11 protein-coding genes are annotated in these 19770 nt (G+C 40.3%); all 11 read left to right on the top strand.

The genetic code is table 11. The features are described 5' to 3' along the window. Positions 1-187: 187 nt before the first annotated feature. The 11 genes from AQPE_RS19645 (at position 188) to AQPE_RS19695 (ending at position 19768) form a co-directional block, all read left to right on the top strand. Positions 188-1645, top strand: coding sequence for a glycosyltransferase family 2 protein (locus AQPE_RS19645; protein WP_318348199.1), 1458 nt, complete (start codon positions 188-190; stop codon positions 1643-1645). Positions 1646-2068: 423 nt separating this feature from the next. Beyond that, positions 2069-2521 carry a transposase gene (locus AQPE_RS19650; protein ID WP_318348200.1) on the top strand — a complete coding sequence of 151 codons (453 nt, stop codon included), beginning with the start codon at positions 2069-2071 and terminating at the stop codon, positions 2519-2521. Between the two features lie 105 nt (positions 2522-2626). Beyond that, entirely contained in the window at positions 2627-3616 is a 990-nt protein-coding gene (locus AQPE_RS19655; RefSeq protein WP_318348201.1) for a DUF4922 domain-containing protein, read from the top strand. Positions 3617-3620: 4 nt separating this feature from the next. Then, positions 3621-4085 (top strand): hypothetical protein, encoded by a 465-nt coding sequence (locus AQPE_RS19660; protein ID WP_318348202.1) that lies wholly within the window; start codon positions 3621-3623, stop codon positions 4083-4085. Further along, positions 4082-6031, top strand: coding sequence for a serine hydrolase domain-containing protein (locus AQPE_RS19665; RefSeq protein ID WP_318348203.1), 1950 nt, complete (start codon positions 4082-4084; stop codon positions 6029-6031). The genes AQPE_RS19660 and AQPE_RS19665 overlap by 4 nt, the downstream gene beginning before the upstream one ends. A 23-nt stretch (positions 6032-6054) precedes the next feature. Further along, positions 6055-7290 (top strand): exo-beta-N-acetylmuramidase NamZ family protein, encoded by a 1236-nt coding sequence (locus AQPE_RS19670; RefSeq protein WP_318348204.1) that lies wholly within the window; start codon positions 6055-6057, stop codon positions 7288-7290. A gap of 22 nt (positions 7291-7312) precedes the next feature. Beyond that, positions 7313-8509, top strand: a complete 1197-nt coding sequence (locus tag AQPE_RS19675; RefSeq protein ID WP_318348205.1) for an exo-beta-N-acetylmuramidase NamZ family protein — start codon at positions 7313-7315, stop codon at positions 8507-8509. A 333-nt stretch (positions 8510-8842) separates the two neighbouring features. Further along, on the top strand, positions 8843-12235 hold the full coding sequence (locus AQPE_RS19680; protein ID WP_318348206.1) for a SusC/RagA family TonB-linked outer membrane protein: 3393 nt from the start codon (positions 8843-8845) through the stop codon (positions 12233-12235). Between the two features lie 12 nt (positions 12236-12247). Continuing rightward, positions 12248-14089: a RagB/SusD family nutrient uptake outer membrane protein gene (locus AQPE_RS19685; protein ID WP_318348207.1), complete on the top strand. Its 1842-nt coding sequence runs from the start codon at positions 12248-12250 to the stop codon at positions 14087-14089. A gap of 87 nt (positions 14090-14176) precedes the next feature. After that, positions 14177-16015 (top strand): outer membrane protein assembly factor BamB family protein, encoded by a 1839-nt coding sequence (locus tag AQPE_RS19690; RefSeq protein WP_318348208.1) that lies wholly within the window; start codon positions 14177-14179, stop codon positions 16013-16015. Between the two features lie 678 nt (positions 16016-16693). Next, positions 16694-19768 carry a SusC/RagA family TonB-linked outer membrane protein gene (locus AQPE_RS19695; RefSeq protein WP_318348209.1) on the top strand — a complete coding sequence of 1025 codons (3075 nt, stop codon included), beginning with the start codon at positions 16694-16696 and terminating at the stop codon, positions 19766-19768. Positions 19769-19770: the final 2 nt, after the last annotated feature.

The following is a 19770-nucleotide window of genomic DNA, read 5'->3' on the forward strand; positions in this document are numbered from 1 at the left end:
TCGGACGGAAAAGATTGATAGTTTGTAAGTGAAAAATGTTAAAATTGATTAAAGAGGCAATATCCTTTGCCGTTTGCCTTCAGGCAACGGACATATAATTTGTTTTTATTATTCATGTCTGTTCGCTTAAGCGAAACTGAAAAGGGTAAAGTCATTATATCGAATTTAAAGTCAAATGATTATAGAAATGAAAAAAATTACCTGTTTTATTCCGTTCGGAACGCAAGCCGAAACACTTGCAACGGTTCTCGAATTAAAAAAGTCGGAGCTGGTTTCGAATATTATTGTGGTTAAAAATCCGGAACAAACTTGTTCGATAGAAGGTGTTGAAGTATTGGATTCGGGTTCGATGACAAGCGGTAAATTCGTTCAACAAATGGCTTCCAGAAGCAATACTTCCTATACACTGATTTATACCCGCCAGAGCTCGCTTCAGTTGGGGCAGTTGGCTCTCGAGCGGTTTGTGCAAATAGCCGATGACACGCAGAGTGGGATGGTGTATTCGAATTATCTGGCCGTGAAAAATGGCAAAGTGGAGAACCAGCCGGTGATTGATTATCAGGAAGGAAGTTTGCGCGACGATTTTAACTTTGGTTCAGTCATGCTTTACCGCACCGAGATCCTGAAAAAAGCTGCCGAAGGTATTTCCGCAGAATTTGCTTTTGCCGGATTGTATGCACTTCGTCTGGGTGTGTCGCAATACGCCGAATTGTTCCGCATTCCGGAGTATTTATACACCGAGCATGAATCGGATCTTCGGAAATCGGGCGAAAAAATATTCGATTATGTCGATCCGAAAAACCGGGCGGTGCAAATTGAAATGGAAGAAGCTTGTACCAAACACCTGAAGAATGTAGGCGCTTACCTTGAACCTGTTTTTACGCCAATTCAGTTCGACGAGCAGGATTTCGAGGTGGAAGCATCGGTTATCATTCCGGTGCGAAACCGTGTGCGAACCATTGAGGATGCCATCAAATCTGTGTTGTCCCAAAAGACCAATTTCAAATTTAACCTGATTATTGCTGATAATTTTTCGAATGATGGAACATCTGAAATCATTCAGAAGTACGCAGCTACCGACGGGCGTTTGATTCATGTTATTCCTGATCGTACTGATTTGGGAATTGGCGGTTGCTGGAATTTGGCGGTGAGCCATCCAAAATGTGGAAAGTTTGCCATTCAGCTCGACAGCGATGATTTGTATTTGGATGAAACTACCGTACAGCAAGTGGTTGACGCATTTTATGCGCAAAATTGTGCCATGGTTGTTGGTACTTACCAAATGGTAAATTTCGCGTTGGAGGAAATTCCTCCCGGTATAATCGACCATAAAGAATGGACGCCTGAAAATGGACGGAATAATGCACTCCGGATTAATGGACTCGGTGCGCCACGTGCATTTTACACACCGGTTTTGCGCCGGATACCGGTTCCCAATGTCAATTATGGTGAAGATTACGCACTTGGATTGGCCATTTCGCGCCGCTACCAGATTGGGCGAATTTATAATCCGATTTACCTTTGCCGTCGTTGGGACGACAATTCGGATGCCTCGCTCAGCATTGAGGTGATGAATGGTCACAATTTGTACAAAGATCGCATTCGCACCATCGAATTAAAAGCAAGGAAAAATTTAGGAAAATAGACTGTTTAACTTGTTGCGTTTTCGCCATGAAGTGGCAGTATTACCTAGCCCAAGGCAATGTCTTGGGGTGATAAGTGGAATATCAAAAATTCGTTTGAAAGAAAATGGAATTGAATACGATGAGGAATATTTGTGGACATAAATTTTATGTTGTCCCTTCAGGGCGAACAATCTTTTGGATCATATAAACCCAAGGCGTTGCCATTGGGTTAGGATATAATAGGCTTTCAGCCCGAAAAAGTTAGCCGATGAAGATGGCTGTGGTTCAATATATGAGTAACAAAGAAAATAAACCGAACTGTCAATGTGTGTTTTCGCCACGAAGTGGCAGAATAATCTAGCCCAAGGCAACGCCTTGGGGAAAATGAGAAAGATAACAAGTCGTCCTGAAAGGACAATATGTAAAATTATAAATTTAATGATATGTCACAATCATTATCGAAATTGTATATCCATTGTATCTTTCATGTAAAAAATAACACGTGTTTAATAAGACCGGAAGATGAAAATGAATTGTATGCCTATATTGGTGGTGTCCTAAAATTATCAAAATCAATTCCGGTTCAAATTAATGGAACGGGAGATCATATTCATGTGCTATGTATTATGTCCAAAAATATTTCGTTAGCAAATTTATTGGAAGACATAAAACGAAACAGTAGCCGGTGGATAAAGACAAAAGACAATTATTATCTGAATTTTGCATGGCAAGGGGGTTATTCTGGATATTCAGTAAGTCAATCAAAAGTTGAGGTGGTTAATAGGTACATTGAAAATCAAAAGGAACATCATAAACATCAAACTTTTAAAGAAGAATATCTCCAATTTCTGAAGGAAAATGGAATCGAATACAATGAAGAATACTTATGGACTTAAATTTATGTTGCCCTTTCAGGGCGATAATCTGATTGGTAATTTAGAACCCAAGGCGTCGCCGTTGGGCTAGGATATAATGGGCTTTCAGCCCGAAATAGTAAAAATATGGATCAATTGCTTGATATCATTAAAAAAACGAATAAATCTGTAACTCAGGTTCTTCAGGAGTTTGTTGAGGCTGAAAAGTTAATGTGGCCTTTGGCTGCTGCAAACTATAAAGGATTGGAAAAGGTTGAAGAGAAAAGTTTTCAGTTCGATGGGTTTCAGGTCATGGCGCAATTTAATCCAGAGCGGATGCGGTCTTCGGTGGCAGAGGTTGATAAACAGTCGATTGCTGCACGCAAGTGCTTTTTGTGTTCCGAAAACCGACCTTCGGAGCAGGATGCCATTGCTTTTGGTGATGATTTCCTGATTTTGGTTAATCCGTTCCCGATATTTAAAAACCATTTCACCATTTCCTGTAACCGGCACATCGATCAGCGATTTATCCCCAACGTAAAAACATTGCTCGAACTGGCGAAAGCAATGGAACGTTTTACTGTATTTTACAATGGCCCGGAATGCGGAGCTTCTGCCCCTGACCACTTGCATTTTCAGGCTGGTGAAAGCGGTTTTATGCCAATTTCTGAAGATTTCGGACGACTGAAACACACGGCCCGAAAGCTATATTCGAATGACCAAACGGAAGTATGGGCGTTCGATAACTATCTCCGGAAGATGATTTCGATTGAAACCAATTCGATGGAAGAAGCTTTGAAGGTAATTGATATTTACTATAAGCATTTTGCTGCCATGCAAACGGACAAGGTTGAACCGATGATGAATGTGCTTTGTTCTTTTTCTGATGGCAAATGGACGATTCATCTTTTTCCACGGAAAGCGCACCGGCCAACTCATTTTTACGAGGAGGGCGAAAAGCAGATATTGATAAGTCCCGGATCTGTTGATTTTGGCGGGGTTTTTATTCTGCCACGCCGAGAAGATTTTGACAAGATCAGCAAAGAAAATATCGTTGATATTTTGGCTCAGGTCTGTGTTAATCAGGATGTGTTTCTGGAATTGACTGAGAAAATCAGAAATGACCTAAACTCATAATAAAATGATTATCACGAACAAACTTGATAAATCGTTTGGGCCGGTAGGATCTTTCTCCGGAATTATTGTGTTTGTAGCTGGTTTGGCAACCGTCTATTTTTCATTATTCGCGTTAATTTTAGTTTTGACCGGAGCATTTGTGGGGTTCACTTATTCCAGTGCAGAAATTGATTTTACCGGGAAAAGGGTTCGGTTTTTGAATAATCTTTTCGGAATTATAAAAACAGGATATTGGGTGAATGTAAAACCCGATATGAAGATTAGGATCGCGAAATGCAGAAAAACATGGAGAAGTTACAGCGGCGGCAATCGTGAATTGGGCATCACAAATGAAGATTACAGGTTGATCCTCTGTAATTCATCAGGAAGAAAGTTGATGCCGATTAAAAAAACTGAAAATCTGGTTTCTGCAAAAGCAGAACTTGAAGCAATTTGCAGCCAATTGGAAATTAAATCTATTGAAAAATGAAGTCAATCACTATAAGATCAATTTCTCACCCAACTTATTCGCTTCGTATCGGATTAGTTCTTCTTTTCCTATCAGTTTTTCCCGTCTTCGGTGGCGCTTTGGCTTCATGCAACTGGGCTAAAAACCAATCAGATCCGGAAGCCGAACTGCAAAAAAGGCGACAGATTGAAGCTTCATTGACCTTGCTCGAAAACAGAAATAACCTCATTCCGTTTGACCGGCTTGATACACTTACTATTGCAGCGCTTTCAGTGGGTGATAGTATTCCAACCGAATTTCAGCACATGCTGGCCAATTACATGAAGGTTGATTTTTATAACCTTCCGAAGCAGTTCACCGCCAAAGATTTAACCGAACTGACAACCAATTTGAAAAAATATAACCTGGTGATTGCTGGAATTCACTCTATTCAAAAAAGTGAATTGAAGGGTGCCGACGATAGTTGGAATGGGTTTGAGCAACTGAACGACTATTTAATTCGCGAAAAAACTTCGGTCGTTTGCTATTTCTGCGATCCGAAATTAGCCAGTGAAGTGAAGTCGTTTGGTAAACCTGCTGGTTTAATTATGGCTTTTCAAAATGACAGCCTGACCCAGTCGCTTGCTGCTCAAATGATATTCGGAGGTACAGGCGCAAAAGGTAAACTTCAATTTGACGTTTGGAAAGATTATCATACAGGAGATGGCATTTTGATTGAAAAGGCCGTGAGATTAAAATATACGATACCCGAAGAAGTAGGAATAAAAACATCAGAGTTGCAAAATCCAATTGATTCGATTGTAAACGATGCTTTGGATAAAAAAGCATTTCCGGGTTGTAATGTTTTGGTGGCTAAAGATGGTGAGATAATCTTCCGCAAAGCGTATGGCTACGAGACTTTTGAAAGGCAAATGCCGGCTCATCCCGACGATATTTACGATTTGGCTTCGGTAACTAAAATCAGCGGCGGACTGCCCGGAATCCTGAAATTGTACGACGAAAGAAAGATTGAATTGGACAAGCCTGTTGCCAACTATTACCCCGATTGGAAAAGCAGTTCGTCACACAAATCAGATAAATCGAATGTGACCGTTCGTGAATTATATACTCATCAATCGGGGTTGGTTCCATTTATCAGTTTTTATAAAACGACGATAAAAGATGGAAAACCATCGCCGGAATGGTACACAACAACCGCCGACGAACAACATCCGCTTTGTGTGGCTCAGGGAATGTATCTCGATAAAAAGTTCCTGAGATTGGTAACCGATACCATCCGAAAAGTGCCCCTGAAAACCCGTGGCAAATATGTGTATAGCGATCTCCCGTTGGTAATTACGCCACAGATTGTGAAAAATATTTCCGGAATTGATTTCCGGGAGTTTGTTGAAAGTAATTTTTACAGACCATTGGGCGCTTCAGAATTAACTTATTTGCCTTTGCAGAAATTCTCGCGCGATCGGATTGTTCCTACTGAGAATGATCAGTATTACCGTTTTCAGTTGTTACAAGGGACTGTTCACGATGAATCGGCTGCTGTTTTGGGCGGAATTTCGGGTAATGCCGGATTGTTTGCATCGGCCAACGATTTGGCAAAACTGATGGAGATGTACCTCCAGCTGGGATTGTACGGCGGAAAGCAATATGTGAGTGAAGCCACAATGAAAGAATTTACCCGGGTTCAGTTCCCCAAGAGTGATAACCGTCGTGGACTGATTTTCGATAAGCCAGCACTCGACAATAAAAGGGTGAAAACTAAAGATGCTTACCCTTGCGCGGAAGCGAGTGACGAAAGTTTTGGGCATTCTGGCTATACCGGAACCTTTGTTTGGATGGATCCCAAATACAATTTGTTGTATATTTTCCTTTCAAATAGGGTTTGTCCAACCCGCGAAAACACTCTGATCAGCGACCTAAATGTGCGCACTAAAATATTATCAGCTATTTATAAGAGTTTTGGAAAGTAATTAGTCACTTTTTGAGTATTACCATGAAGAACAAAGTCGTTTTCTTGTTTGCTATATTTCTATTCCTGACAACTTTCGCTTTTGGAGCATCAAATGTGAAAACAGGCATTGAGGTACTTCGCGAAAGTGGTTTTAAAATATTACAGGGGAAACGTGTTGGCTTAATTACCAACCCAACTGGCGTTGATTCACAATTAAAGTCAACTGTTGATATCCTGAATGAAGCTTCCGGAGTGAAGTTGGTTGCCCTTTATGGCCCGGAACATGGTGTTCGTGGCGATGTTTATGCTGGCGACAAGGTAGAGACGACAATTGACCGACAGACTGGAGTGCCTGTTTATTCTCTCTACGGAAAAACTAGGAAGCCGACTGCCGAAATGTTGAAAGATGTTGACGTGCTGGTTTACGACATTCAGGATATAGGTTGCCGTTCGTACACGTTCATCAGCACAATGGGGCTGGCCATGGAAGCTGCCGCCGAAAATAACATTGAACTGGTTGTTCTCGATCGCCCCAATCCCATTGGCGGACTGAAAGTGGAAGGAAATATCACCGAAGATAAATTTGTTTCGTTTGTTAGCCAATTTAAAATTCCATACCTCTACGGGCTTACTTGCGGCGAATTGGCAAAAATGCTGAACGGAGAAAAAATGCTTGATAAACAGTGTAAATTGACCGTTGTGCCCATGAAAGGCTGGAAGCGAAACATGACTTTTGATCAGACCAAATTGCCTTGGGTTTTGACATCACCGCATGTTCCGCACGCAACATCGGCTTATTATTATGCTGCATCGGGCATTTTAGGCGAGTTCAGTTTTATGTCGATAGGAGTGGGCTACACGCTTCCTTTTCAGATTTTCGCCAAAGATTCGATTGATGGATCAGCACTATCGAAACGATTGAACGACTTGCATTTGCCGGGCGTTTTGTTTCGTCCCATATTCCTGAAACCATATTATGCCGTTGGGCAAGGTAAAAACTATTCAGGAGTACAATTTTACCTGACCGATTATAAAAAGGTACGGTTGACCGAAATCCAGTTTTACGTGATGCAAGAAATGGCTAACCTGTATCCTGATAAAAAATGTTTTGGTGCGGCAACCGAGAATCGTTTCGACATGTTTGACAAAGTTTGCGGATCAGATCAAATCAGGTTACTGATGTCGAAAAATATGAAGGTGGATGACATGCTCGCTTATTGGCGTAAGGACGAAACCGCATTTCGGAAGCTTTCGATGAAATATTGGTTGTACAAATAAATGTATATTAAAAGCTGTGGTTATGAAATTACTTCGATCATCCATTTGTGTTTTCGTACTTGTGCTAGTTGTAGTTGCTGCATCGGCACAAACCGGAATTAAAACTGGAGCTGAACAAACCGAAAAATACCTTCCCTTGCTGAAAGGCAAACGGGTTGCCATTGTTGCCAATCAGACTTCAGTTATTGGGAAAACATTGGTGGTTGATAGTTTAAAATCGTTGAAAATAAATATTGTAAAGATTTTTGGTCCTGAACATGGATTTCGCGGGACAGCTAGCGCTGGCGCTGTTGTTGCTGATAGCGTGGATGCCAAAACCGGAATTCGGGAAATTTCGCTTTACGGTAAAAAGAACAAACCCTCGAAAGCCGATCTGGCCGACGTCGATCTGGTAATTTTTGATATTCAGGATGTAGGTGCTAGATTTTACACATACATCAACCTTTTGGCAAAGGTGATGGAATCGTGTGCCGAAAACAGCAAGGAGTTGCTCATTCTGGATCGGCCAAATCCAAATGGGTTCAGCGTTGACGGCCCGATTTTGGATATGAAGTTGAAATCAGGAATCGGTATGTTTCCGATTCCGATAACACATGGAATGACCATTGGTGAATTGGCTCAAATGTATAATGGCGAAGGTTGGCTGGCGAATCGTGAGAAATGTAAGATTAAAGTGATCCGGGTAGCCAATTATTCGCACGATATGGAATATGTATTACCAATTGCGCCTTCTCCAAATTTGAATAGCCAACAATCGATACTCTTGTATCCATCGTTGTGTTTGTTCGAAGGTACGATAATCAGTCAGGGTAGGGGAACTCATTTCCCTTTTACCGTGCTTGGCAATCCTGATTTGAAAGGGAAATACGAATTTTCCTTCACACCGGTCAGCATTAAAGGAATGAGTGAAACACCGTTACATCAGAATAAAGTCTGTTATGGCATTGATTTAAGGAAATATGACACTGTCGAGCTTCGTAAGACCGGTCAAATAAATCTTTCGTGGATTATCGATATGTATCAGGCATACCCGTTTAAAGAAAAATTCTTCGATTATAAACAGAGCAACCAAATGGGAAATTTCGATAAACTCGCCGGGGTTACAGCCTTGAAAGAGCTGATTATTGCCGGGAAATCTGAAAAGGAAATCCGAAATTCCTGGAAACCGGAATTAGCCGAGTTCAAAATACTTCGCAAAAAGTACTTGTTATACAAGTAGCAATCAGTTTAGCAATTTAAATATGTTTGAAAATATAATCTCATGTTTGTGAGGTTGTAAGTAGCATATAATCAGTAGTATGTGCGCTGTGTTTTTATTCATATCTTAAAATTGGTATTACATGTGACAAAAACATATATTTTTTCGAAATTAATTTTTAATTTTATGTCGTTGTCAGTTAATTGCCTGATTCTATTTATGTATGCTGAATGTATAGGATGTCTATTTTCTTGTTTGTGTAATATATGTATGACAAATGATGAGCTATAGACTTTATAAGATTTTTTTTAATACCTAATTTCTATTTCTAAATGTAATTTTAACCTGTTTGTTATGAAAAAAACGGTAGTATTAATCTTTATTTTGTGTATGATTGTCCAGTTGACAATGGCACAAAAACGGTCAGTTTCCGGAGTAATTCGGGAAAAATCGACCAACGAAACGCTTCCTGGTGTTTCGGTTCTTGAGAAAGGAACTAAAAATGGAACCATTACTAATGTTGACGGCAAGTATGAAATTTCTGTTAACGAAGGAGCAACCTTGGTTGTTAGTTACATTGGTTTGAAGACTCAGGAAGTGAAAGTGGGCAATTCTTCTACAATTAATGTTAATCTTGAATCGTCGGTTGAACAAATTGATGAAATTGAGGTAAGAGTTGGTTATGGAAGCCAAAAGAAAGCAAATCTTACTGGTGCTGTGGCTAATGTCGATACAAAGGAGCTGGAAGCCAGGCCTATCGCCGACGTTGGTCGTGGTCTTCAGGGTATGACCCCCGGACTAAGTGTAGTAATTCCAAGTGGTGAAATTGGATCAGACCCAATCATGAAGATTCGCGGTCAGTTCGGTTCTCTAAAGGGAGGAGCTTCTCCATTGATTCTGTTGGATAACGTCGAAATTCCATCCATTCAGATGGTTAATCCTGATGATATTGAATCAATTTCGGTATTGAAAGATGCTGCATCTTCATCTATTTACGGAGCAAAAGCGGCATTTGGTGTAATCCTGATTACCTCTAAAAAAGGAGCTAAAACTGAAAGTGTAAATGTTTCATATTCAGGAAACCTTTCTTTTCAAAACATTTCCAAGAAAATGGAAATGGGCGGAATTGATGCTTTGGAATATTCTGTAAGCGCTTTCGAGCGTGTTGGTGGTACTGTGGCTGGTGCATTTTGGCAAGTTACACGCGAAGGTTATGAAAAGGCAAAAGTGTGGCAGCAGAAATATGCAGGTGTTGTAAAACCTAACGATCCGATGTTATATGGACGCGACTGGTATGTTGATGCAAATGGTCGTAAGATTGGCTTGAGAACCTATGATCCTTATGATTATATGATTAAGGAATGGACCCCAACTCAGACTCATAACCTTTCGGTAAACGGTAGAAGTGGAAAGACTGATTATAACATTGGGTTTGGATATTTGGATCAAACTGGTATGATTAAACCAGCAAAGAAGGATGATTTTAAACGTTATAATGGATCGATTCGTGTTGGTACCGACGTGACGAACTGGTTACGTGTTACTGCTGGTGCGATGTATTCGAAACGTAATAAGCAATATGCATATGCTACGAGCTCAACTACCGCTGATCCATGGTTGTATTTATATCGTTGGTCGGCACTCTATCCAATGACGACCGAAGACGGTGATCCACTCAGAAGTCCTGCATTTGAGATGGCTGCAGCCAATACTGCATTTCAGGAAACAAACTATACTAGTCTGAATGGTGGAGTGGTTATTACTCCTTTGAAAGACTGGAAAATCAATTTTGATTATACACATGCTAATCAGGAGTACATTACCAAGAGACCTGGAACACGTTTTACAGCCCGCGATACATGGTCTTCAGCAATTGCTAAAAATGATGCCAATGGTAACCGAATTTATATGAATGATGCTGGCGAAGTGGTTAATTCAACTGATCCAGGAGCAATGGCTGCTTACCAGTTAGCTATGTCAACTTATACCGGAATTGGCGCAAATCCTGATCACGTATATCGTTACGCAAAAAATGATCAGTGGAATACGACTAACCTGAATACCACCTATGATTTGACAGTGAATGATTTTCATAAATTCAAATTTATGGCCGGTATGAATAGTGTGAGTTGGGTAAATGCTTACAATTGGACACAGACTACTCAATTGGTTGATTACACAAACCCACAATTCGACCTTGCTTATGGGACGCAAACTGGTAGTGGTGGTGAATATTGGGAATCTCAATTGGGTTTCTTTGGTCGTGTAAACTATAGCTATAAGGAAAAATACCTATTGGAAGGTAACTTGAGGTACGATGGGACTTCCAAATTTCCGACTGCAATGAAGTGGCGTTATTTCCCTTCATTCTCATTGGGATGGCGTATAAATGAAGAAACCTGGATGGAATGGTCTAAATCGTTTTTAAGTGCATTGAAAGCCCGTGGATCATGGGGAACTATTGGTGACCAATCGGTTCCTGGATCTCTTTATGTTCCAACAATGACTGGAGCGACTAACAACTGGTTAGTTGGAGGTGCGAGAGTTTATCAATTTGGTACACCAGGTGCTGTTTCTTCTTCAGTTACCTGGCAGGATATTACTACTCTTGATTTAGGACTTGACGCCCGCATGTTTAACAGTGAACTTGGCGCTTCGTTCGACTGGTACAGACGTGACACAGAAAACATGATTGTGCCTTTGGAAGGTATTCCTGTCACTTATGGCACCGGCGCTCCACAGAGCAACTACGGTTCATTGAGAACAAATGGTATTGAGGTTCAGTTAGATTACAATCACCGTTTCAAAAATGGTATTGGTATTAATTTGGTCGCCACTTTGGCCGATTCGAAAACAACAATTACAAAATATGGTACAACCAATAGCATCGACAATTGGTATGTTGGTAAAACTTACGGAGAAATCTGGGGATATGAAACCGACAGGTTGTATCAAAAAAGTGATTTTTCATACGATAGCGCTGGTAAATTAATTAAAGTAACCTCTAAAGACGGTTATAAGGTAAATCAATTGGCAGATGCTAATTCAGCTACTCAGGGAAGACTTCAGGCTGGTAATTTTGTATTTGGCCCTGGCGATGTTAAGTTCAAAGATTTAAATGGCGATGGTGTTATTAATCCAGGTAATCGGTTGATCAAAAATGCAAATGGCGATCCTGATTATGGCGATTTAAAAGTAATTGGAAACAATACTCCACGTTATGAATACAGTTTCCGTGCTGGCATGGATTATAAAGGATTTGATGCTTCAATCTTTATTCAGGGCGTTGGGAAACGCGATGTTTGGGGCGATGGATTCCTTGCCATTCCTGGCTATAATTCTTCTGATGGCGCCATGCCACAAGCTATTGCAGGCGATTTCTGGAGAGAAGACCGTACTGACGCTTTTTATCCGGCTCCTTATAATCAAGCAGGAAGTGGTACAACTTTAAATATGCAGGTTCAGTCAAGATATTTGCTTAACATGGCTTATCTGCGTATCAAGAATATTACAGTAGGTTACAGCTTACCTTCAAGTATGCTGAAGAAAATTTATGTTTCGAAATTGCGTGTTTATGCAGCTTTGGAAAATTTCTTCACATTTGATCATCTTCGAAATCTTCCAATAGATCCTGAAGCAATTAATGGATATTCATTATGGAATACGGATAACTATAATCTGGGTCGCACTGGAGTTGGCGTTCCTACATTTAAGAGTGCGTCAGTAGGTCTTCAATTGAACTTCTAAAAATTAAGAATCATGAAAAAGTATATATTCATTTTATTAGCAGTAGTTTCCCTCGTTTTTAGCAGTTGTGATGATTACCTCGACAAACCATCATTAACAACTATGAATGATGCTAACTACTGGACAAACGAGAATAACCTTCGTTTATTTGCGAACGGTTTTTACACCAACTACTTTGTTGGTTATAATTCAGGTTTCACGGTTGACTATGCGCCTCTCCGTGGCTATTATTTTGCCGATGATTTTGCGACTTCAGGAAAACAGATCAATTTTGAAACCCAGGCTCCTGAATCACGTTATCCAACAACAACAAATCAGGAATTAGCTGAATGGTTGGTTACCTATGCCGGCCCAACCTGGAATTTTTCATGGGTTCGGAAATCCAACCTGTTCCTCGAAAGGATCGAAGCAATGAAAGATAAACAGATTACGACCAGCGTTTATCAGCATTGGAGCGCCGTTGCACGTTTTTTTAGGGGATTTGAATACAGTCGTTTGGTTAGTGTATTTGGCGATGTGCCTTATTTCGATAAGGTGATTGGCGATTCGGAACTTGATTTGATGTTCAAAGACCGGGACAGCAGAACTGTGGTTATGGACAAGGTGTACGACGATTTTGCATATGTTTTGGATAATATGCGACTTTCTGACGGAAATGCTCAGTATTTAAATAAATACATTGCTGCAGGCTTTATTTCACGGTTTATGTTGTTTGAGGGAACCTGGCAAAAGTATCATTTGAATAATACCGAAAAGGCAAAAAAATATCTTGATCTGGCTGTAAAAGCTGCCGATCTGGTCATGAAATCAGGCAAATATTCTTTTACCAGCGATTTCCGTTCACTTTTCGGATCTCAGGATTTAGCTAACAACAAGGAAGTGATTCTTTACAGAGCTTATGATGCAGCTGTATCGCCGGCTGTAACACACGCTATCGCTTCTTACTCCAATTTATATGAAAGCCAGAGTACAGCGCCAAACTTAAAATTAGCTAAATCATTTGTTTGTACCGATGGTAAACCATACAAATTATCAGACGTCGCAAATGCCGATAAATTGGACATCAAAAATATGGTTGCTACCCGTGATCCTCGTTTTGAAGCAACATTCTGGGATGCACCTAAAAAAGAGTCAGGTACATTGTTGTATGCTTGTAAATTCATTGATCGTGAGGGTGTGAAGCAATATCCAGGGCCTTATACACCAATGTATGGTTCGAGTACAAATACGAACGACGCACCTGTAATGCGTTTGGCTGAAGTGGTTTTAAACTGGATTGAAGCTAAAGCTGAATTGGCTACTATGGGTGGTGGTGCTGTTGTTCAGGCCGATATTGATGCTTCGATTAATGCAATTCGCAGTCGTCCGCTTGATGCCACTGCAATCGCAAAAGGTATTAAAAAAACAGCTGCTTTATCATTGGCCAGTCTTCCTGATGATCCTGATCGTGACTCTGATGTTCCAGCACTGATTTGGGAAATCCGCCGCGAACGTCGCATGGAGTTTGTTTTCGAGCACACTCGTCTGATGGATATTAAACGTTGGAAGAAGATCGATTACATGAAAAATACAGATCCTGACAACCTTCTGGGTTTATGGATTAATTTTCAGACTGAATTTCCTGAATTCCTTGTAGCTTCGAAAAAAGATAAATTAAAGGTAAAAAAGACTGATGGTACTGTTGTCACATACGATGGAACCAATGGTGCTGATATGGTGGGTTATTACGTTCCTGAAAATGTTTCGAACAGGGATGCATTTACCGATAGGGTTTATTTGGCTCCGGTTGGAAATACCCAGATAAGCGAATACAAGATTAAGGGTTATACATTAACTCAAACTCCGGGTTGGTAGGGAGTTTTAAGTCATAGAATAGTTATTCACCGGGTGATTTTTAATCATCCGGTGAATTTTTTTTAACGCTTTGCAAACATGGATTTTATGAGACACTTATTCCTGTTTTTTCTTTGCTTTTTCCTGATTCAGGCACAGGCTCAAACATTTCGTTTTGCCCATGTTACCGATACACACGTAGGAGGAAGCACTGGCGCTGAAGACCTTATCAGAACTGTTGATGACATTAATGGGCAAAATGATCTCGATTTTGTGATTTTGTCGGGCGATGTGACTGAATTTGGCTCAGAGAAAGAACTTCTCGAAGCCAAATCCATTCTTAGTAAGCTCAACAAACCGTACTATGTTACACCGGGAAATCACGATTCGAAATGGTCGGAAAGTGGAAACAACGATTTTGTCCGCATTTTTGGTGCTGAAAGTTTTTCATTCGAAAAAAACGGATTTTTATTTATTGGTACAGCCAGTGGTCCCAATATGCGGATGGCTCCGGGGCTTGTTCCACGGGAGCAAATTGTTTTTCTGGAATCGATTCTGAAGAACATGAAAGATCAGAAACAGCCCATCATTTTTATCAATCACTATCCGCTCGATGAGTCCTTGTCGAATTGGTATGAGGTGATTGATTTGCTCAAAACCCGAAATGTCCAGGTGAGTTTACTTGGGCATGGGCACACTAACAAGTTGTTCGATTTTGAGGGAATTCCTGGAATAATGGGACGTTCTAATCTTCGGGCAAAAAATGAAATTGGTGGCTATAGCATCGTTACAGTCACTCCAGATACGATGTATTATGCAGAACGCACTCCTGGCGTAAAAACCTTACCAAATTGGTGCAAGGTACCATTTAGTTTGAAAGAGTATCAGCAAGAACAACGGAAATGGCCTCGTCCTGATTTCTCGGTGAATGAGAAATACCCACAGGTAAAGGTAAAATGGCAATTTCAGGAAAGTAGCGATATCGGAACCGGTATTTCTGTTTCGGGTAAACTAGCTGTTTATGCCAATACCAAAGGCGAAATAGTGGTAGTAAGTCAAAAGTCTGGAAAACTCCTCTGGCGCTTCTCAACTTCAGGGAAAATATATTCTATACCGGCAATAAACAATGGTCTGGTAGTTTGTGCATCAACTGATAATACTATTTACTGTCTGAACCTAAAAACAGGCAAGCTGCAGTGGAAATTCAAAACAGGAAAACCTATTGTTGGCTCGCCTGCTATCGATAGCGAAACTGTTTTTATTGGTTCCTCTGAAGGAATTTTTCGGGCAATCGATCTGAAAACAGGGAAGCTAAAGTGGCAATTTGTTCAGGTAAAGAATTTTGTTGAATCAAAACCACTGATTTATGAGAATGCCGTTTATTTCGGTTCGTGGGGAAACGTGTTTTATGCGTTAGATCAGCAAACCGGAAAACTTCTTTGGAAACGTGAGAAATACACTAACCGGATGCTTTCGCCAGCAGCTGTTTGGCCGGTTGCTGCCAATGGAAAAATATTCATTGTTGCTCCCGATCGTCATATGACCGCTCTGGATGCCAAAACCGGAACTGAAATATGGGATTCAGAGAAATACTCTTGCCGCGAGTCAATTGGGATTTCTGTCGATGGCAATCTGGTTTATATCAAAAATATGACTGAGGGAAATGTGATGGCCTTCGAAACGGCTGCTTCTGAACAGAAATTAGCATGGAGCTGCCATGCCGATTTGGGATACGAAATTGGCCCGTCACCAATTGTCGAAAATGGAAATTTAATTTTTGTTCCGACCTGCAATGGGGTAGTGGTGGCTATTAGCAAAGTAACACATGAAGTAGTATGGAGATACAAATTATCGAATGCCTTGATCAATATGGTTACTCCTGTAGCGGCAAATGAAATTTTGGTAACATCGCTCGATGGCCAGGTGGCTTGTCTTCAATACGAATAAACTTTAGTCGGATCTATTGTGCAAATATGCTGCATTATCGTTCGAATAACTCAAAAAAAAGATGCCCGATAAATTCTTATCGGGCATCTTTTTTAGGTTTTTCACTTCATTCGAAATGAGAATCATTGAGTTATTATTGGAGTCGGGGATTGATTTGTCACAAACCAACCCTGGACTCAACTATTTACTTGCAAATGGCTGTTTTCCTTGTCGAAGCGAAGAATACCATTTTCTTAACGGGCAATAATGAAACGAAAAGCCTTCCTTTATTTACACATTCATCGCCATAAATGCATATAATCGCTTTGGTGTTTGGTGCGTTCTGCGCCGTCTTCAGATAGGCGTGAATTAATTTTAAATGGTATTTTGCGGCTCGGGATTGGTGAGCTATTTTTATGATTGCTTTAATTAATTGATATTCAATTGTTAAAATTCGTTAAAAATTAAATATTTAATAAATTGGTATTACATATTACAAAAACATCTGTTTTTAAAATTATATTTTTAATTTTAGTCCCACAATTAAGTGCTATTCGATCGGTATATTTTAGATTTTTGCTGCGGTAGGGTCGATTTTGAATGCACTGCTCCCCCTTTTTGTGTGTGAAATAATGGTTTAGTTAATAAATTCATTCATACATATAATTCATTTCGAAGTTTAAATTTAACCAGTTTGTTATGAAAAAAACGGTATCATTAATCTTTATTTTGTGCCTGATTGTCCAAATGGCATTGGCGCAAAAACGATCTGTCTCGGGAGTCGTTCGGGATAAGGTGACCAATGACCTTCTTCCTGGTGTAACAATTGTTGAAAAAGGTACTACCAATGGAACTGCCAGTAACTCCAAAGGTGAGTTTCAATTATCAGTAAATAACAATGCAACATTATCCGTAAGTTACATTGGAATGTCAACCCAAGAAGTTAAAATTGGAGCAAGTTCAACCATCGAAGTTTTTTTGGAATCGGCTTCTGAAAAAGTTGATGAAGTTGTTGTTACAGCAATGGGCATCATGAGACAAACGAAAGCGCTGGGTTACTCTGTTCAGGATGTGAAAGGAGAGGAGTTGGTCCGCGTTAAGGAAGCTAATTTGGTGAATTCGCTAAACGGTAAAATCGCCGGGGTAAATATCACCAATTCGGGCGGTGCTCCGGGATCTTCATCGCAGATTATCATTCGTGGAGGAACCTCGTTGTTGGGCGATAATCAGCCTTTATTTGTGATTGACGGTGTCCCAATTGACAACTCAACCTCTTCGGGTAACTCCGGAACTGACAGGGTTACTGCTACTTCTACTTCGAGCGGTAACAGGGCAATGGACTTAAACTCTGCTGACATCGAATCGATTTCGGTATTGAAAGGACCTGCAGCCGCAGCACTATATGGATTAAAAGCCGCTGCAGGTGCGGTTGTTATTACGACCAAAAAGGGAAAACAAGGAGTGCCACAAATCTCAGTTAGTTCGAAAATGAAGCTTGATGCAGTTAGTCGGCTTCCGGAACAACAAGGGTTATATGGACAAGGAAGTGGTGGCACTTTTAATGCTGATACAGGCGAGTCATGGGGAGAGAAAGTAACTTCTGGTCAGCCGTTCTATAACAACATGAAAGACTTTTTTCAGCAAGCATGGGCTTATGACGTGAATGGAAGTATTTCAGGAGGAACTGAGAATGCTAACTATTTTATGTCGGTTCAGCGTTTAGACCAAAAAGGTATTGTACCAACTACCGATTATGTGAAGAATTCGTTCCGTTTTAACGGAGAACAGAAACGCGGTTGGTTTACAATTGGAATGAACACCAATTATATATACTCTACTACAACTAAAACGCTTACCGGCGATGGATTGTATGGAACTGGTGGTACTGGCTATATGCTGAGTATCATTAACTGGCCAAGAACTGACAACATGGCTAACTGGTCTGAAAATGGCGTTAAAAGAAGATTGTTACCTGGAGTTGCTCTGCAAGACGATATTGACAATCCAAATTGGTTGGTACGTAATAATCCGGTGACTGAAGAATTGCATCGTTTTATTGGATCAGGTTATGTGAAGGTTTCACCGGTTAAATGGCTTGATGTAGTATATCGTGCCGGTGTCGATCATTATAATTCATTTAATCAGAGTATTACCAGTCCGGGTGCAGCAATGATTACACCATATGATAAAGGTGCTGTATCAGAAAAACTTCGTCAAAACGATTTGTTGTCTTCAACGTTGACGGCTTCGGCAAATCAAAAAATAAATAGTTTCGACCTGAACCTTCTGGTTGGTCATAACTATGAGCAAACAACGTATTCGAACAATACTCAAACTGCTGTTGGAATGTTAAGCCCTGATTTTATCAGCATTAACAATGCCGCCGCTGCAAATAAAGCATTTGACAGTTATAAATCGCAAAAACGGCTGACAAGTGTATTTGGAGAATTTCGTGTGGATTATAAAAACATAGCCTTCCTTGGGGTAACTGGCCGTAACGACTGGTCATCAACTTTATCTCCTGAAAACCGTTCGTTCTTCTACCCATCATTCAACGGAAGTTTCGTGTTCACCGAGCTTCTCAATGAACGATTCAGAAATGTACTTAGTTTTGGTAAACTACGTGCATCGTGGTCGCAGGTAGGTAAAGATGCCCCTGTTTATCAAACAGCTACTTATTTAAATTCTCCTGTTACTACAATTGGTGGAGGATATAACGATAGTTGGACGGGTGGTAATCCCGATTTGAAACCTGAAACGACAACTGCTCAGGAATATGGTGTCGATTTGCGTTTCCTGAAAGGTCGATTGGGAGTTGATTTAACTTATTATACAACAACCAGTGATGATCAGATTATTCAGCCACGTGTGAGTAACGCGATTGGTTATATTTTCAAATATGTGAATTGGGGAACTGTAGAAAATAAGGGTTATGAAATTACCGTTAATGCTGTTCCAATTCAAACTCAAAATCTGAAATGGGATTTAAACCTTAATATTTCTCACAACGATGGCAAGGTGTACAACCTTCCAACCGGATTAGAATTGCTTTACGTTACCGATGTGCAAATTGGGCCTGCAAAACCTGCATCAGTTAATAACGGAGACTTTCTTGGTCTTACCGGTCAGAAATGGCAAAGAACAACTGATGGTCAGTTAATTTTGGATCCAAATACAGGTTACCCACTCACATCAACCGATGCAACCAAGTTGGTAGGCAACCGTGAACCCGATATTATTCTGGGATTAAATAACAACATTGCTTACAAAAACTGGAATCTTTCATTCCTGATTGACATCCGAAAAGGTGGGGCTGTATATAATGCTACTGAATGGGCGATGATTAAAACGGGTTTAAGTAAAGAAACTGAAAAACGTGGCGAAAACTATACATTCGAGGGAGTAACACTTAATTCAACCACCGGGGCATACGAACCCAAATCAAGTACGGTGGTATTAAACGAAAATTACTACAAGAATATTTATAGTGCTGAAGCGTCAAATTTCATTACCGATGTAAACTGGTTCAGATTAAGGACTGCTTCTCTCGGATATAAATTGCCCGATTATGTGTGCAAAAAAATCGGTTTTGTAAAGAGCATTGATGTCTCCATTATGGCAACCAATCTTTTTATAATTACGAATTACAAAGGAATGGATCCTGAAGTAAGTGCAGGAGGAGCAGGAGTTGTAGGAGCAGGATCTTCAGGGATTGATTATGCCGGAGTTCCAGCAACCCGCAGTTATTCGTTAGGTTTTAATCTTAAATTTTAAGA

This window comes from Aquipluma nitroreducens, assembly GCF_009689585.1.
Lineage (GTDB): Bacteria > Bacteroidota > Bacteroidia > Bacteroidales > Prolixibacteraceae > Aquipluma > Aquipluma nitroreducens.

Coding starts and splice junctions, on each gene's coding strand:
- AQPE_RS19645 (WP_318348199.1), top strand. CDS start 188: ATGAAAAAAATTACCTGTTTTATTCCGTTCGGAACGCAAGCCGAAACA.
- AQPE_RS19650 (WP_318348200.1), top strand. CDS start 2,069: ATGTCACAATCATTATCGAAATTGTATATCCATTGTATCTTTCATGTA.
- AQPE_RS19655 (WP_318348201.1), top strand. CDS start 2,627: ATGGATCAATTGCTTGATATCATTAAAAAAACGAATAAATCTGTAACT.
- AQPE_RS19660 (WP_318348202.1), top strand. CDS start 3,621: ATGATTATCACGAACAAACTTGATAAATCGTTTGGGCCGGTAGGATCT.
- AQPE_RS19665 (WP_318348203.1), top strand. CDS start 4,082: ATGAAGTCAATCACTATAAGATCAATTTCTCACCCAACTTATTCGCTT.
- AQPE_RS19670 (WP_318348204.1), top strand. CDS start 6,055: ATGAAGAACAAAGTCGTTTTCTTGTTTGCTATATTTCTATTCCTGACA.
- AQPE_RS19675 (WP_318348205.1), top strand. CDS start 7,313: ATGAAATTACTTCGATCATCCATTTGTGTTTTCGTACTTGTGCTAGTT.
- AQPE_RS19680 (WP_318348206.1), top strand. CDS start 8,843: ATGAAAAAAACGGTAGTATTAATCTTTATTTTGTGTATGATTGTCCAG.
- AQPE_RS19685 (WP_318348207.1), top strand. CDS start 12,248: ATGAAAAAGTATATATTCATTTTATTAGCAGTAGTTTCCCTCGTTTTT.
- AQPE_RS19690 (WP_318348208.1), top strand. CDS start 14,177: ATGAGACACTTATTCCTGTTTTTTCTTTGCTTTTTCCTGATTCAGGCA.
- AQPE_RS19695 (WP_318348209.1), top strand. CDS start 16,694: ATGAAAAAAACGGTATCATTAATCTTTATTTTGTGCCTGATTGTCCAA.